We start from the raw sequence: 13,112 nt of genomic DNA, 5'->3' as shown, positions 1-13,112 counted from the left end.
GACACCGGGATCGTGACATGGCCGTGGGCTTCGCGCTGGCGATCGCCGCCGCGCTGTGCAGCGCGACGGCTGCGATCGTGCAGTCGATCGGTGCGCGCCGGCTGGCCGCCACCCCGCACGTCGACCCCCGGCTGCTGCTGCGGCTGGTCCGCAACGGCCCGTACGCCACCGGCCTGGTGCTGGACGGGGCGTCCTCCCTGCTCACGTTCACGGCGCTGCGGATCCTGCCGATCTTCGCGGTGCAGGCGGTCGGGGCGGCCAACCTCGGCATGGTGGCGCTCATCGCCATGTGCGTCCTGCGCCTGCGGTTGACCGCCCGCGACTGGGGGGCGATCGGCGGTGTGATCGCCGGACTGGTGCTGCTGGTGCTCTCCGCGGTCGCCGCGCCGCCGAACGAGGTGACCGGAACGGCCGGCTGGTGGCTGCTCGCCGCGGTGGTCGTGCTCGCCGGCGGGGCGTACCTCGGCAGCCCGGCGATGTCCGGCCCCGCCGTGCCCGGCCTGCTGGCCGGGCTGTCGTTCGGGTCCGCGGCCCTCGGCGCGCGGCTGCTCGGCCGGGTGGAGACCGTCGGGGCGCTCGTCGCGAGCCCCGCGACCTACGCCGTGGTGCTCGCCGGCCTGACCGGCGTGCTGCTCTACGCGATGGCGCTGCAACGGGGCTCGGTGACGGTCACGTCCGCCTCGGCCATCGTGGGGCAGACGGTGGCGCCCGCCCTGACCGGGTGGCTGCTGCTCGGGGACCGGGTGCGGCCCGGCTTCACCCCGGTGGCGGTCCTCGGTTTCCTGCTCGCCGTCAGCGGCGCGGTCGCGCTCGCCCGGCACGCCCAGCCGCACGCCGGACGAGACGACTGCGGGCCGGAGGGCGGGCCGGGTCGCTGACATGTCGGGTTCTCCCAGGCGTACGCGGAGGAGGGGCGCCGACAGCCACCCCTTCGGAACAATCATCAGCTTAGTCACCGTTTGCGTACTCTCATGGTGATTGTGGCAGTCTCGGCGCGACCCGGACCCCCGCCGGACCCACCCGCCGTTTATCCGCACGGGGGTGGGGAACCCGCGCCGCGCCGCCACCGGCCGTGGCGACGGGAACACCCCACGGCCCCGGACGGCGGGACGCGGACGACCACGGCATGGAGGTGCAGGTGACCGGTCCGGTTGGAGTGCGGTGAGCGGGGCCGGGGAACTGGCCGTCGGCATCCCGATCGCACTGGCCGCCGCCGCGGCGTTCGGGGCGTCGGGGGTGCTCCAGTTCCGCTCCGGCCGGCAGGTGCCGGAGGAGCCGGCCGGGCGGCCCACGCTGCTCGCCCATCTGGTGCGCATCCCGAGTTGGCGCTGGTCGGTGGTGCTCGCGGTCCTGGCGTTCGCCCTCCAGGTGGCGGCGCTCAGCCTGATCCCGCTGATCCTCGTGCAGCCGCTGCTGGTCACGGGACTCGTGTGGTACGTCCTGCTCTTCGCGGCGTTCGCGCACGACCGCCCCGACCGCACCATCCTGCTGGAGTCCACCCTGTGCCTGTTCGGCCTGGCGGCCTTCCTCGTGATCGCCGACCCGGGGCGGGGCCAGGGGCGGGGGCTGGAGTCGTTCTGGTCGGCCCTGCTGCTCGGGATCGCCGTGGTCGTCGCGGTGGGACTCTGCCTGCTGGCGGCCCTGAAGCTCGACCGGCGCTGGCGACCCATGCCGTTGGCGCTGGCCGCGGGGGTCTGCTACGGCGTGACCGCCGGCCTCATCAGCAGCCTCGCGTTCCACCTCGACGAGAGCCCGTGGGAGGTGTTCACGCAGTGGCAGGCGTACGCCGTCCTCGTGCTCGGCCCGTTCGGGGTGCTGCTCAGCCAGAACGCCTACCAGGCCGGGCCGCTGGGCGCCCCGGCCCTGGCCGCGATCACGGTCACCGACCCCGTCGTGGCCATCCTGGTCGGCCTGATCTGGCTGGACGAGCAGATCCGCGGCGGCCCGCTGCCGGCCCTCGGCGAGGCGTTGTCGCTCGTGGTGGTGATCCTCGCCGTGGGCATGCTGGCCCGGCGCGCACCCCACGTGAAGGGGGGATAGCGCTCGCCCTGGCCGCGTACGACTTCGGCGAGGTGCGGATGCACGGCCGGATCGCCCGGCGCACCGTCCGGCACTTCGGCTACGACTACGATTACGGCTCCTCCCAGCTCAGCGAGACGGAGGCGCTGCCGGTGGAGCTGCACGAGGTCCGCGAGCGCTGCGCCCGCCTCGCCGGCGTGCCGGCCGCCGACCTGGCGCAGGCCCTCGTCACCCGCTACCCGCCCGGGTCGGTCATCGGCTGGCACCGCGACGCCCCGGCGTTCGGCCCGACCGTGGTCGGCCTCTCGCTGGGCTCCGCCTGCCTGTTGCGGTTCCAGCGCGGCAGGGCCGACCAGCGCCGGGTGTACGAGGTGGAACTGGCGCCCCGCTCGGCGTACGTGCTGGCCGGCGCCGCCCGGTCGAGCTGGCAGCACAGCATCCCGCCGGTGCCGGTGCTGCGCTACTCGATCACCTTCCGGCAGGTACGCGGCAGATGAGCGGCCCTGTCCCGCCCGACGGCCCGCGGATCGTGCAACTGCTGGCCTCGCCCGTCCACCGCTACGTCGGCCGGCCCGCCGACGGACCGGCCCCCGCCCCGCCCGGCGAGCTGGTCGAGGAGGTCCAGCTCCGGGCCGGGCTCGGGATCGTGGGCGACCGGTACTTCGGCAGGCCGGCGCACCGGGAGGCGAGCGTCACGCTGATCGCCCGGGAGTCCCTGCCGCCCGGTGCGGACCTTCGGCAGGTGCGGCGCAACGTGCTCACCGCCGGCATCGCCGTCGACGAGCTGGTCGGGAAGATCCTGGTGCTGGACTCGGGGGCCGGTCCGGTCCGGCTGCGCGTGAACCGGCCGGCGAATCCCTGCGCCTGGATGGACGTGGCGATCGGGCCGGGCGCGTGGCGGGCGCTGCGCCGCCGGGGCGGCGTACGCTGCGCGCCGCTCACCGACGGCCTCCTGCGCGTCGGTCCGGTGGACGTGACGATCGAGGAGCCGGACGCTCACCGGCCCTGAAGCGCCCGGACGTTGTCGCCGAACGTCCAGCCCCTGCTGCCGTCCCAGTTCAGCGACCAGGTCATCAGCCCCTTCAGGCCGCCGCCGTAGGTGTTCCAGGCCTGGGCGACCGCCGCGGGGGCGAGGTGACCGCCGCCGGCGCCCGGCTGGGCCGGCAGGCCGGGGACCTGCTTGTCGTACGGCACCCGGATCGTGGTGCCCTGCACGACGAGCCCGGTGTCGAGGCAGTCGGTCTGGCGGGTGAAGCCCTGCACGGTGCCGGCCGGGTACGAGTCGCCGGCGCAGCCGTACATGCTGCCGTTGTAGTACTGCATGTTCAGCCACCAGAGCCGGCCGTTGTCGACGTACCGCTTGATGATCGGCAGGTAGGCGCCCCAGATCGACCCGTAGGTGACGCTGCCCCCGGTGACGTACGCGGTCTCCGGCGCCATGGTCAGCCCGAAGCCCTGAGGCATCTGGGCGAGCACACCGTCGATGATGCGGATCAGGTTCGCCTGCGAGGTGGAGAGCTGGTTGATGTTGCCGCTGCCGGTCAGCCCGGTCTCGATGTCGATGTCGATCCCGTCGAAGTTGTATCGCTTGAGGATCGGCACGACCGTGGCGACGAACCGGTCGGCGACGGCCGCCGAACTGAGGTCGATGCCGGCGGTCGCGCCGCCGATCGACATCAGGATGGTCAGCCCGGCCGCCTTGGCCTGGCACATCTCGGCGGGTGTCGGCACCTTCACGGTGGCGTCCATGCCGTCCTCCCAGAGCACCGTGCCGTCGGCGCGGATCACCGGGAAGGCCGCGTTGACCACGTTGTAGCCGTGCGCGGGGATCCGGGGGTCGGTGATCGGGATCCAGCCCAGCGGCGGGTGGACGCCGTTCGCCGCGCCGTCCCAGTTCTCCCAGTAGCCCTGGAGCACCTTGCCCGCCGGCTTCGGCCGCAGGGCGCAGGTGGCCGACCCGGGCGGGGTGGCGGTCGGCGTCGGGGTGGCCGTGGGCGACGGGGTGCGGGTGGGCGACGGTGTCGGCGTGGGGGAGGAGGTCACGGTGGGCGACGGCGACGGGCCGGCCTCGCACGGGCCGAGGTCCGTCCACAGCGCCGGCGTCGAGGCCGGGTTCCATCCGGAGCCGGGCGGCGGGGTGTGGGTGACCAGCGCCTGGTACGTGCGGCTCGCCCAGGTCACCCGGCTGCCCGCGGGGTAGGTGACACCCTCGCGCCACTCGGGTGCCGAACAGGCCGCGACCGCGCTGGCGGTGGTCGTGGCGAACCCCTTGGCGGCCGGCAGCGCCGCGAGGGCGGCGACCAGCGCCGCGCCGGCCAGCAGCGCGGACGTCCCACGTCGAAGTCGCATGACATGCCTCCTCATCGATGCAGCGGAGGCTATCAGTTAACTTTGTTAAATGTAAATGCTCCGATTCCCCCTGCCGGTGCCTTGTGGCCCGCCGGCCCGGAAGACAGAATCGGGCGGCGAGGGGAGGTGGGCCATGCGCACGTCGCCACGACGGCTCGTCCCGCTCGCCACTCTCGCCCTGCTCGTCGGCTGCGCCGACACGCCCCGGCCGGTCGACTCCGCCGCCACGCCGGTCGCCTCGACCACGCCGGCCGCGCCGCCGCCCGTGCCGACACCGTCGGTGACCCGCTCACCCGCCCGGTACGACAAGGCCCTGCACGACGAACTCGTCGCGATGCTCCGGCGCGACCAGGCCGACCGCGAGGGCCGGCCGCAGGCCGAGAGCGACCAGGCGCGTACCGCCCGGCTGAAGGAGATCGTCGCCGCGCACGGCTGGCCGACCATCGACCTCGTCGGCGAGGACGGCGAGGACGCCGCCTGGGCGATCGCCCAGCACTCGGACTTCGACCTGGCCTTCCAGGAGCGGGCCGTCGAGCTGCTGCGCGCCGCGGTGGCCGCCGGCCAGGCGTCGCCGGGCAACCTCGCCTACCTGGAGGACCGGGTCGCGGTCGCCAAGGGGGAGCCCCAGGTGTACGGCACGCAGGTCCGCTGCGGGCCCGACGGACCGGTGCCCGCGACCCCGATCCGCGACGAGGCGGGCGTCGACGGCCGGCGGGCCGGGGCCGGCCTGCCCTCGTTCGCCGCCTACCTCGCCGAGATGGCGGCGATCTGCGCCGAGGGCGGCTAGCCGGGTCCCTCGGCCCGCGGCGGTGAGAGTCGACGCGGCCTGGCCGGGACCGCCCCGCGACGGATCGGCCTCGCCACGGCCTGGCCGGGACCGCCCCGCCACGGATCGGCCTCGCCGCGGCCGGCTGTGTCGCAGGATCCGCGCGCGCCGGTCGCCGGGGTGGGGTCGCCGGCGGCCTGCGACACTCTCGTCATGCAGTTCACCGTGACGGACGTGCCCGAGCGTGAGCGCTTCGAGGCGCGGGACGAGGACGGCGCGCTCGCCGGCATCGTCACCTACCAGCTGACCGGCACCATCATCGCGTACACGCACACCGAGGTCGATCCGGCGTTCGAGGGCAGGGGCGTCGGCTCGACGCTGGCGCGGGCGGTGATGGACGACGCGCGGGCCAGGGGCCGCACGGTGGTGCCGATCTGCCCGTTCCTCGCCGGGTGGCTGGGCAAGCACCCCGAGTACGACGACATCGTGGTGCGTACGACCCGCCGGGTCAAGTAGCCGTACGCCGGCCGGTCGGCCCGTCGGTGGCGGGCCGGCGCCGGTCGGCGTACGCGCGTACCTTGGCCCGGTTGCCGCAGACGGCCATGCGGCACCAGCGTCGGCGGCCGCGCGGGTCGAGGAAGAGCCATCCGCAGTCGTCGCCGGGGCAGGCGCGGACCTGTGTCCGGGCCGGGGTGCAGAGCAGTTCGGCGGCGGCCCGTGCCGCGGCGAGCAGCGGCAGGCGCAGCCCTCCGTCGTCGGGCAGGGCCCAGCGGGCGATTCCCGTGTCGTCCGTCGTCAGCGTCGCGGCCGCCGCCGCCTCCCGCGCCAGCCGCGCCACGGCACCGAACGCGGCCGTGTCGCCCGGGACGAGGAAGACCTCGTGCAGCGCCGCCCGCAGGGACCGCGTCTCCGTCAGCGCGCGTTCGGCGGCGGCCGGCTCCGCCCGGGCCGCCGCGCGGAGCCGGCGCACCGTGTCGGCGGGGAGCAGCCCGGCGTGCCCGCTCCAGACCGCGAGCCGGTCGTAGTCGCGCAGCCACTCCCGACGCGGGTCCGGTGTGTCCGCCCAGCCCGCCCACGTGTTGCACAGCTCCAGGCCGGGGTGGCCGGCGAGCAGGACCGGCATGGCGTAGCCGTCGACCTCGACCCAGTGCACGCCGACAGTATGCCTTGACCCGCCGCCTCCTAACCAGTCATCCTCACCACACCGGTTAGCCATCAACTACTGGTTAGGAGGCGGGGATGCGCAGAGTGGTGACGGCCGCCCTGGCGGCCGCGGCGGTGCTCGGTCCGGCGGCGGCGGTGCTCGGTCCGGCCGCGGCGCCCGCGGCGGCGAGCGCAGGGGCGGACGGGGGGATCGGCCCGGGCAGCTACCGGCCCGAGCCGTGGCGCGCCTGGGTGCAGGAGGAGTGGACGGCGCCCGCCGGCCGGTACTGTTCGTTCCCCCTCCAGGTCCGGGTCGTCTCGCAGGACGTCCGGGTCCGGGTGGTCGCCCGGTACGGTGACGGCGCGGTCCGCCGCGAGGAGTTCGCCGGGCCGCTCGTCGTCGACTTCGTCAACGGCGCCACCGGTCAGAGCGTCCGGCGCGACGCGGGGGGCTCCGGCGCCGCCGACTACCGGCCCGACGGCAGTTGGCGGCGGTACACGATCGTCGGGCCGGCGGGGTTCGGGTTCCGGCCGGAGGACCGCTACCCGCGCGGCTACTACCTCCTCGACGGGGTGCACGTCATCGCGTTCGACGCCGACGGGACCCGCCGGATGGCCGTCGAGGTCGGCCGGGAGGAGAACGTCTGCCGGTCGCTCGGCGACGCCTCCTGAACGGCTTCGCCCGCGCCTCCGGCAAAGGGGTGCCCGGTGTGGTTCGACACCGGTCGATCGGATCGGATTGGCGGCATGGACACCGACGTTCGGCGCTACCTCGACGACCTCGTCGCGGTGGCGCGCAGGGTGCTGGGCGACGACCTCGTCGGCGCGTACGCCGCCGGTTCGGTCGGGCTCGGCGCCTACCAGCCGGGGCGCAGCGACATCGACGTGGCGTTGCTCTGCGCCGAGCCGATTCCCGACGAGGCCAAGCGCGCCCTGGTGGCCGGCCTGCGCCACGAGGCCCTGCCCTGCCCGGCGCGCGGGCTGGAGCTGGTCGTCTACCGCCGTGCGGTGGCCGCGTCCGGCACGGCCGAGCCCGGCTTCGAGGTCGAGGTGAACACCGGGGCGCGGATGGCGTTCCGCGCCACGTACGACCCGGCGGACCGGCCGGTCGCGGACGGGCACTTCTGGTACGCGCTGGACCGCAGCATCCTGCACCAGTGCGGGCACGCGCTGCTCGGCCCGCCGGCCGCCGAGGTGTTCGCCGACGTCACCCCCGCCGACCTGCGCCGCCTCCTCGTCGCCGCGCTGAGCTGGTGGCTCGCCCTGCCGACACCGGCCGGTGACGAGCCGGCGCCCGGCGCCGAGGACGCGGTGCTCGGCGCCTGCCGGTCCCTGGTCCGGGTCCGGCACGGACGCTGGCTGGCCAAGACGGCGGCCGGGCGGCGGGTGCTGGCCGACGGCGACGAGGCGGCACCGGTGATCGAACGCGCCATCGCCGCGCGTCTCGGCGGCACGCCGCCCAGCGGGCCCGAGGCGCGCGCCTTCCAGCAGCGGGTCCTCGACGAGGTCGCCCGCGCCGCCTGAGGCGCCCCGCCGGGTGGCGAAGAGGGGGCCCCGGCCGCCACCGGCAGGGGCCCCTCCGCGCGGACGTCAGCCGACGGTGACCCGGAACGGCTCGTCGACCGGCCCGCCCGGCAGACGCACGGTGACCCGGTCGTCCGCCGCGTGCACCACCCCGCGGCTCGTGGTGACCGGCCGGTCGGTGGCGAGCACCACCTCGTCGTCGCCCTGCGTCGGGCGCAGCAGCACGCTGTCCCCGTCCCGGGAGACCAGCTCGCAGGTCGTCTCGACAAGCATGGCGGCGCCCACCCGCACGCCGTACGGGAGGATCAGCCCGGTGCGGGCGGGCACCCGCAGGCGGCGTCCGCCGAGCAGCGGGGCGCCGTGCCAGCCGAGCGCGACGGTGACCGCCGACGGCGCGACGTTGACCAGGTGCAGCAGCCGCTGCCCGGCCCCGTCCACGGTGGAGGTGAGCACCAGGCCGGGACCGTCGGCGTCGGGGGCGAGCCGCGGCCGGGCGCCGAGCCGCTCCGCGGCCGCCCGCCAGAACTCCAGGTCGCAGGGCACGTCGGCGGCGACCACGAGGGCCCGTCCCGCGCCCACGGACACCTCCACGGCGCACGGCTCGCCGGAGCCCACCTCGGTGAGCACCGGCTCGGCGGCGGCGCCCGCCAGCCGCTGCGCGTACCCGACCCGCGCCTCGGCCCGGCCGGCCGCCCAGCGGTGACCGACCACGGACGGGAAGCACTGCGGCCCGTCGTCGACGCGTCCGGTCACGGTGAGGCCGAGCGCGTCGGCGAGCAGCGTGCACCGGGTGCCGTCGTGGTCGCGCTCGGGCAGGACGCCGTGCAGCAGCAGGCGGCCCCCGCCGCGCAGGTGGTCGACGAGTCGTTGCTGCACGTCCCGGCCGAGCGTGGCCGCGCTGGCCAGCGCGATCACCGGCGGCGCGCCGGCCGGCAGCGGCGACTGGAGGTCGACGGCGGGGAACGAGTAGCCGGCGAGCAGCAGCGCGCGGGCCAGCACGTCGCGGGGGCCCATGCCGCGGAACCGTTCCAGGTCGGCGACCTGCGCGGCGCGGGACGCCGACGCGGGGTGGTGGTACTCGGTGAGGTAGTGGTCGGGCACGAATCCGAGCGCGAGCCCGTCGTTCTCCTCGTCGGAGTCGGCGAGCAGGTCGGCCACACCGCGTACGGCGTGCAGCGCCCGCCGGGCCGCCCCGAACGTCGGGTTGAGACGCCCCTCCGGGTCGACCGGCGCCGCGAACCCGTGCCGCTCGCCGGTGAACGCGATCCGGTCGTTGCCGTCGCCCACCGGCTCGGCGAGGGGCGGGTTGTAGCCGCCGGCGAAGAGGTAGAGGTTGAGCAGCCGGTTGCCCTGCGCCACGCAGAGCCGCGCCTTCAGCTCGATGGCCTCGGGCGGGTAGAGGATCGCGAGGTCCTGGCCGTAGTCGCCGTTGCCGGCCTCGAACTCCAGCGAGGTCAGCGGCTGGTGCGCGTCGTGCACCGCGGCGAGGAAGGCGTTGCCCACGTACAGGTCGGCGACGTTGGTGACGGTGAGGTCGCCGAGGTAGTAGTCCGAGCCGGAGGTGAGCTGCGGCTGCCCCCGGTACGCCTCGAAGAGCTGGCTGATGCCGATCGGGAACGTGCGCCCGCGCCCGCCCCCGGTGCCGTGCACGTTGACGAGGAACGGCACGCCGGTCACCCCGTGCCGTTGCGCGGAGTCCCGCAGCGCGGCCACGTACCGGCGGTACCGGTCGCGCATGTAGCGGCCCAGGTCGTCGTGGAGCGTCAGCGACCGCTCCTCGGCCGGTGTGCGCAGCGCCGCCGCCCAGGCCACCGGGTCGCCGGGATCGGCGCCGACCCGCTCGGCCGCGCCGTCCTTGCCGTACCGCTCGACGGCCCAGCGCCGCAGGTCCTCGCAGACGCCGTCGGTGAGGTCGGGGGAGTTGGTCACCCACGAGAGCATCCCGATCTCGTTGTCCAGCTGGACGGCGATCACCGGGCCGCCCCGGTCGGCCAGCCGCTCGGCGATCACCGGCATGACCTGCGCGTACCAGTCGTCGGCGGCGGCCAGGAACTCGGGCGCGAGGTAGTCGATCGTGCGCGTGGTGACGGGCCGTCCGTCCCACGTGGTCGGCAGCAGGTGCGGGTGCGACTCGTACACCCGGTAGGGGATGCCCTCGTTCTTGACCTCGGCCATGATGAACGGCCCGGGCCGGACCACGGCGTGCAGGCCGCGTTCGTGGGCCAGGTCCAGGAACCCGGCCAGGTCACGCTGCTCGTGCGTACGCCCCGTGAGGTCCACGGTGCCGTCCGGCAGCTCGTGCCAGAGCCACGGCACGTAGGTGGCGACGGTGTCGCCGCCGCACTCGCGGAGCCGGTCGAGCCGGTCCGCCCAGGCCGCCCGTGGCAGCCGGAAGTAGTGCACCTCGCCGGCGAGCAGCAGGCGGGGGCGACCGTCGACGACGATCCTGCGGTCGTGGAGACGAACTCGCGACATGCGGTCTGACTCTTCCTCTCGACGGATCTCCAGGCGGTCCCTCTTGTGCTCCGGCGGGCGCCTGCTTATCGTGCCTGAAACCGGTTTCTGTTAACCGCACGTTACGGATCGAGGGAGCCATGGGCAACAGTCGGGTCACGGTTCGGGAGATCGCGCGGCTGGCCGGCGTCTCGGTCGCCACGGTCTCCCGGGTCTCCAACGGCACCGGCCAGGTGTCGGAGGAGATGCGCCGACGCGTCCTCGATGCCATCGAGAAGTACGGCTACCGTCCGGACCACCTGGGCCGCGCGCTCGCCGCCCGCCGGCACGGCGCGCTCGGCCTGGTCTTCCCCGGCCTGTCCGGCCCCTACTTCACCGAGCTGATCCAGGGCTTCGAGTCGGAGGCCGTGCCGGCCCGGGCCAGCGTGCACATCCTCTGCACCCACCTGCGGGAGGACTCCGACGACCAGGTCCTCGAGATGGCCCGGCGGGTCGACGGCGTGGCCGTCGTCGGCGGCACCATCTCCGACCCGGCGCTGCTGCGGCTCGCCGAGATGGTCCCCGTGGTCGTCCTGGCCGGTCGGGGCCCGGAGACCGTGCCCTCGGTGAGCGTCGACAACGCGCCCGCCATGGCGCGGCTGACCCGGCACCTGCTCGTCGACCACGGCCTGCGGGACCTCGCCTTCGTCGGCAACCCCGACGGGTCGCCCGACGTCAGCGAGCGGTGGGCCGGCTTCCGGGACGCGTACCGGGAGCTGGACCTGGACCCGCCCGCCGAGCCGGTCCGGGTCGCGATGCAGCAGCCCGACGGCGTGCTCGCCGCCGAGCGGCTGCTCACCGGCGGCGCCGCCCCGCAGGCGGTGGTCTGCGCCAACGACGAGATCGCGCTCGGCGTCCTCGTCGGGGCCCTCGGCCGGGGCCTGCGCGTGCCGGAGGACCTCGTCATCACCGGCTTCGACGACGCGCCCATGGCCGCGCTCGTCGCGCCACCGCTCACCACCGTGCGACAGCCGATCCGGGACCTGGCCGCCGAGGCCGCCCGGTCGATCCTCACCGCCGTCGACGCCCCCGGCGCGGCGGCGCCCGACAGCATCGTCCTCCCCACCGAGTTCGTCGTGCGCCGCAGCTGCGGCTGCCCGGCGGAATCCCCCACTGGAGGTACCGGCAAGTGAAACGACCACGACTCGCCCGGATCGCCGCCGTAGCGGTGGCCGTCGCCCTGGCGGCCAGCGGCTGCACCGGCACCGAACAGGAGTCCGGCCCCGGCACCGAGGGCCGCATCGCCTACCTCGACTACGGCGACTTCGGCGGCGGCAGCAACCCGCAGGCCAACTACAACCCGTACCTCGACGCGAGCCGCCTCGGCGCCACCGAGTACGTCTTCGAGCAGCTCATCACGTACGACAACTACGGGTGCCAGGCGAAGCCCTGGCTCGCCACCGAGTGGAACTGGACCGACCCGCGGACGCTGGTGTGGAAGCTGCGGTCCGGGGTGAAGTGGAACGACGGCAAGCCGTTCTCCGCCGACGACGTCACCTTCACCTTCGACATGCTCAAGCAGCACAAGGCGCTCGACACCAAGGGCATCTGGCGCTACCTGAGCGCCGTGGAGGCGACCGACCCGCAGACCGTCACCATGCGGTTCACCCAGCCCGGCGCCGCGGCCTTCACGCTCTTCAGCGAGATCAAGATCGTGCCGAAGCACGTCTGGTCCACCGTGCCCGACCCGGTGACGTTCCCCAACGCCGAGAAGCCCGTCGGCACCGGCCCGTTCACCGTCAAGGCGTTCAACCCGCAGCAGCTGACGCTGGCCCGCAACCCCGACTACTGGCAGGCCGACAAGGTCATGGTGGACGAGCTGCGGTTCCACAAGGCCGACGGCGGGGGCCAGATCGACCAGCTCAAGCTCAGCCGCGGCGAGTACGACACGAACGCCATGTTCGTGCCGGACATCAAGAAGGCGTACGTCGACCGGGACCCGGAGCACAACAAGTACTGGTATCCCTCCGGCGGCTCGATCAGCGTCTACATGAACCTCACGAAGGCGCCGTTCAACGACACCGCCTTCCGCAAGGCCCTGCTGCCCGCGTTCAACCGGCAGGAGATCGTCGACAAGGCGCAGCTCGGCTACGTCAAGCCGGCCAGCCAGACCGGTCTCGTGGTGCCCGGGCAGGCCGACTGGCTGCCGAAGGACATCCCCAACCAGGGCGTCATCGCGTACGACCAGGCCAAGGCCGACGCCGACCTCACGGCCGCCGGCTACCCCCGCAACGGCGACGGCAAGCGGGTCGGCAAGGACGGCAAGCCGATCCAGTTCAGCTTCCGGGTGCCCGGCTCCTGGACCGACTGGGTGCAGGCGCAGCGGATCATCGTGGCGAACCTGACCGCGCTGGGCTTCACCGTCCGGGCCGAGACGCCCACCCCCGAGGCGTACGAGAACGACCGGGCGATCGGCAACTACGACATGCTGCTCGGCGTCCACGGCGGTAGCTGCAACATGTTCCGCAACTTCCAGGAGCCGCTGGCCAGCGACCAGTCCGCGCCGATCGGCAAGAAGGCGGTCAGCAACTTCGTCCGCTGGAACGACCCGCGCACCGACCAGCTCATCGACACCCTGCGCACGGCCACGGACGAGGCCGCGCAGAAGGCCGCCGTCGCCGACCTCACCAAGGTCATGATGGAGCAGGTGCCGATGATCCCGCTCTGGTACGGCGCGAAGTGGTTCCAGTACCGCACGACCAAGGCGGTCGGCTGGCCGAACGAGGAGAACCCGTACGCCGCGCCGAGCGACAACCTGCTGATCATCACCAACCTGAAGCCCGCCGGGGCCGGCGCCAAGTAGCCGACGGCCGGCCGG

Annotated in this window: 13 protein-coding genes; 10 read left to right on the top strand and 3 right to left on the bottom strand. The window is 74.3% G+C overall.

The window, feature by feature from the left end:
• The first annotated feature begins 17 nt into the window (after positions 1-17).
• The 4 genes from D7I43_RS15225 to D7I43_RS15210 all read left to right on the top strand — a co-directional run bounded on the left by D7I43_RS15225 (position 18) and on the right by D7I43_RS15210 (position 3,028).
• Positions 18-878 carry a hypothetical protein gene (locus tag D7I43_RS15225; RefSeq protein WP_120329167.1) on the top strand — a complete coding sequence of 287 codons (861 nt, stop codon included), beginning with the start codon at positions 18-20 and terminating at the stop codon, positions 876-878.
• Positions 879-1,161: 283 nt separating this feature from the next.
• Positions 1,162-2,040, top strand: coding sequence for a DMT family transporter (locus D7I43_RS15220; RefSeq protein ID WP_120329166.1), 879 nt, complete (start codon positions 1,162-1,164; stop codon positions 2,038-2,040).
• Between the two features lie 38 nt (positions 2,041-2,078).
• The gene (locus D7I43_RS15215) at positions 2,079-2,516 is read left to right on the top strand and encodes an alpha-ketoglutarate-dependent dioxygenase AlkB (protein WP_120329165.1); all 438 of its coding nucleotides are present in this window, start codon (positions 2,079-2,081) and stop codon (positions 2,514-2,516) included.
• On the top strand, positions 2,513-3,028 hold the full coding sequence (locus D7I43_RS15210; RefSeq protein WP_120329164.1) for a molybdenum cofactor biosysynthesis protein: 516 nt from the start codon (positions 2,513-2,515) through the stop codon (positions 3,026-3,028). The genes D7I43_RS15215 and D7I43_RS15210 overlap by 4 nt, the downstream gene beginning before the upstream one ends.
• Here the strand turns inward: D7I43_RS15210 and D7I43_RS15205 are convergent.
• Positions 3,016-4,368 (bottom strand): glycosyl hydrolase family 18 protein, encoded by a 1,353-nt coding sequence (locus tag D7I43_RS15205; protein ID WP_120329163.1) that lies wholly within the window; start codon positions 4,366-4,368, stop codon positions 3,016-3,018. The two genes, D7I43_RS15210 and D7I43_RS15205, sit on opposite strands and share 13 nt — an antisense overlap.
• Before the next feature lie 133 nt (positions 4,369-4,501).
• Here D7I43_RS15205 and D7I43_RS15200 point away from each other — a divergent pair, with 133 nt between their 5' ends.
• Positions 4,502-5,155 carry a DUF6624 domain-containing protein gene (locus D7I43_RS15200; protein ID WP_120329162.1) on the top strand — a complete coding sequence of 218 codons (654 nt, stop codon included), beginning with the start codon at positions 4,502-4,504 and terminating at the stop codon, positions 5,153-5,155.
• Between the two features lie 192 nt (positions 5,156-5,347).
• The gene (locus tag D7I43_RS15195; RefSeq protein WP_120329326.1) at positions 5,348-5,650 is read left to right on the top strand and encodes a GNAT family N-acetyltransferase; all 303 of its coding nucleotides are present in this window, start codon (positions 5,348-5,350) and stop codon (positions 5,648-5,650) included.
• Here the strand turns inward: D7I43_RS15195 and D7I43_RS33610 are convergent.
• Positions 5,643-6,287 (bottom strand): ABATE domain-containing protein, encoded by a 645-nt coding sequence (locus D7I43_RS33610; protein ID WP_158610100.1) that lies wholly within the window; start codon positions 6,285-6,287, stop codon positions 5,643-5,645. The two genes, D7I43_RS15195 and D7I43_RS33610, sit on opposite strands and share 8 nt — an antisense overlap.
• Before the next feature lie 86 nt (positions 6,288-6,373).
• Between D7I43_RS33610 and D7I43_RS15185 the strand changes: the two genes are divergently transcribed.
• Complete coding sequence (locus D7I43_RS15185; RefSeq protein WP_147427252.1) at positions 6,374-6,949, top strand: hypothetical protein; 576 nt, start codon at positions 6,374-6,376, stop codon at positions 6,947-6,949.
• Positions 6,950-7,024: 75 nt separating this feature from the next.
• Entirely contained in the window at positions 7,025-7,801 is a 777-nt protein-coding gene (locus D7I43_RS15180) for an aminoglycoside adenylyltransferase domain-containing protein (RefSeq protein WP_120329159.1), read from the top strand.
• A 66-nt stretch (positions 7,802-7,867) separates the two neighbouring features.
• Here the strand turns inward: D7I43_RS15180 and D7I43_RS15175 are convergent, their stop codons facing one another.
• Positions 7,868-10,276: a beta-galactosidase gene (locus D7I43_RS15175; protein WP_120329158.1), complete on the bottom strand. Its 2,409-nt coding sequence runs from the start codon at positions 10,274-10,276 to the stop codon at positions 7,868-7,870.
• A gap of 119 nt (positions 10,277-10,395) precedes the next feature.
• On the opposite strand from D7I43_RS15175, the gene D7I43_RS15170 reads away from it, so the two are divergent.
• Entirely contained in the window at positions 10,396-11,427 is a 1,032-nt protein-coding gene (locus D7I43_RS15170; protein WP_120329157.1) for a LacI family DNA-binding transcriptional regulator, read from the top strand.
• On the top strand, positions 11,424-13,097 hold the full coding sequence (locus D7I43_RS15165; protein WP_120329156.1) for an ABC transporter substrate-binding protein: 1,674 nt from the start codon (positions 11,424-11,426) through the stop codon (positions 13,095-13,097). Before D7I43_RS15170 ends, D7I43_RS15165 begins: the two co-directional genes overlap by 4 nt.
• The last annotated feature ends 15 nt before the right edge of the window (positions 13,098-13,112 follow it).

This window comes from Micromonospora globbae, from assembly GCF_003610785.1.
GTDB lineage: Bacteria > Actinomycetota > Actinomycetes > Mycobacteriales > Micromonosporaceae > Micromonospora > Micromonospora globbae.
This window is presented reverse-complemented; position numbering and strand designations above follow the sequence as displayed.

What these genes read in the sequence shown, in the direction of transcription:
- D7I43_RS15225 (WP_120329167.1), top strand. Translation starts at nt 18, where the DNA reads ATGGCCGTGGGCTTCGCGCTGGCGATCGCCGCCGCGCTGTGCAGCGCG.
- D7I43_RS15215 (WP_120329165.1), top strand. Translation starts at nt 2,079, where the DNA reads ATGCACGGCCGGATCGCCCGGCGCACCGTCCGGCACTTCGGCTACGAC.
- D7I43_RS15210 (WP_120329164.1), top strand. Translation starts at nt 2,513, where the DNA reads ATGAGCGGCCCTGTCCCGCCCGACGGCCCGCGGATCGTGCAACTGCTG.
- D7I43_RS15205 (WP_120329163.1), bottom strand. Translation starts at nt 4,368, where the DNA reads ATGCGACTTCGACGTGGGACGTCCGCGCTGCTGGCCGGCGCGGCGCTG.
- D7I43_RS15200 (WP_120329162.1), top strand. Translation starts at nt 4,502, where the DNA reads ATGCGCACGTCGCCACGACGGCTCGTCCCGCTCGCCACTCTCGCCCTG.
- D7I43_RS15195 (WP_120329326.1), top strand. Translation starts at nt 5,348, where the DNA reads ATGCAGTTCACCGTGACGGACGTGCCCGAGCGTGAGCGCTTCGAGGCG.
- D7I43_RS15185 (WP_147427252.1), top strand. Translation starts at nt 6,374, where the DNA reads ATGCGCAGAGTGGTGACGGCCGCCCTGGCGGCCGCGGCGGTGCTCGGT.
- D7I43_RS15180 (WP_120329159.1), top strand. Translation starts at nt 7,025, where the DNA reads ATGGACACCGACGTTCGGCGCTACCTCGACGACCTCGTCGCGGTGGCG.
- D7I43_RS15175 (WP_120329158.1), bottom strand. Translation starts at nt 10,276, where the DNA reads ATGTCGCGAGTTCGTCTCCACGACCGCAGGATCGTCGTCGACGGTCGC.
- D7I43_RS15170 (WP_120329157.1), top strand. Translation starts at nt 10,396, where the DNA reads ATGGGCAACAGTCGGGTCACGGTTCGGGAGATCGCGCGGCTGGCCGGC.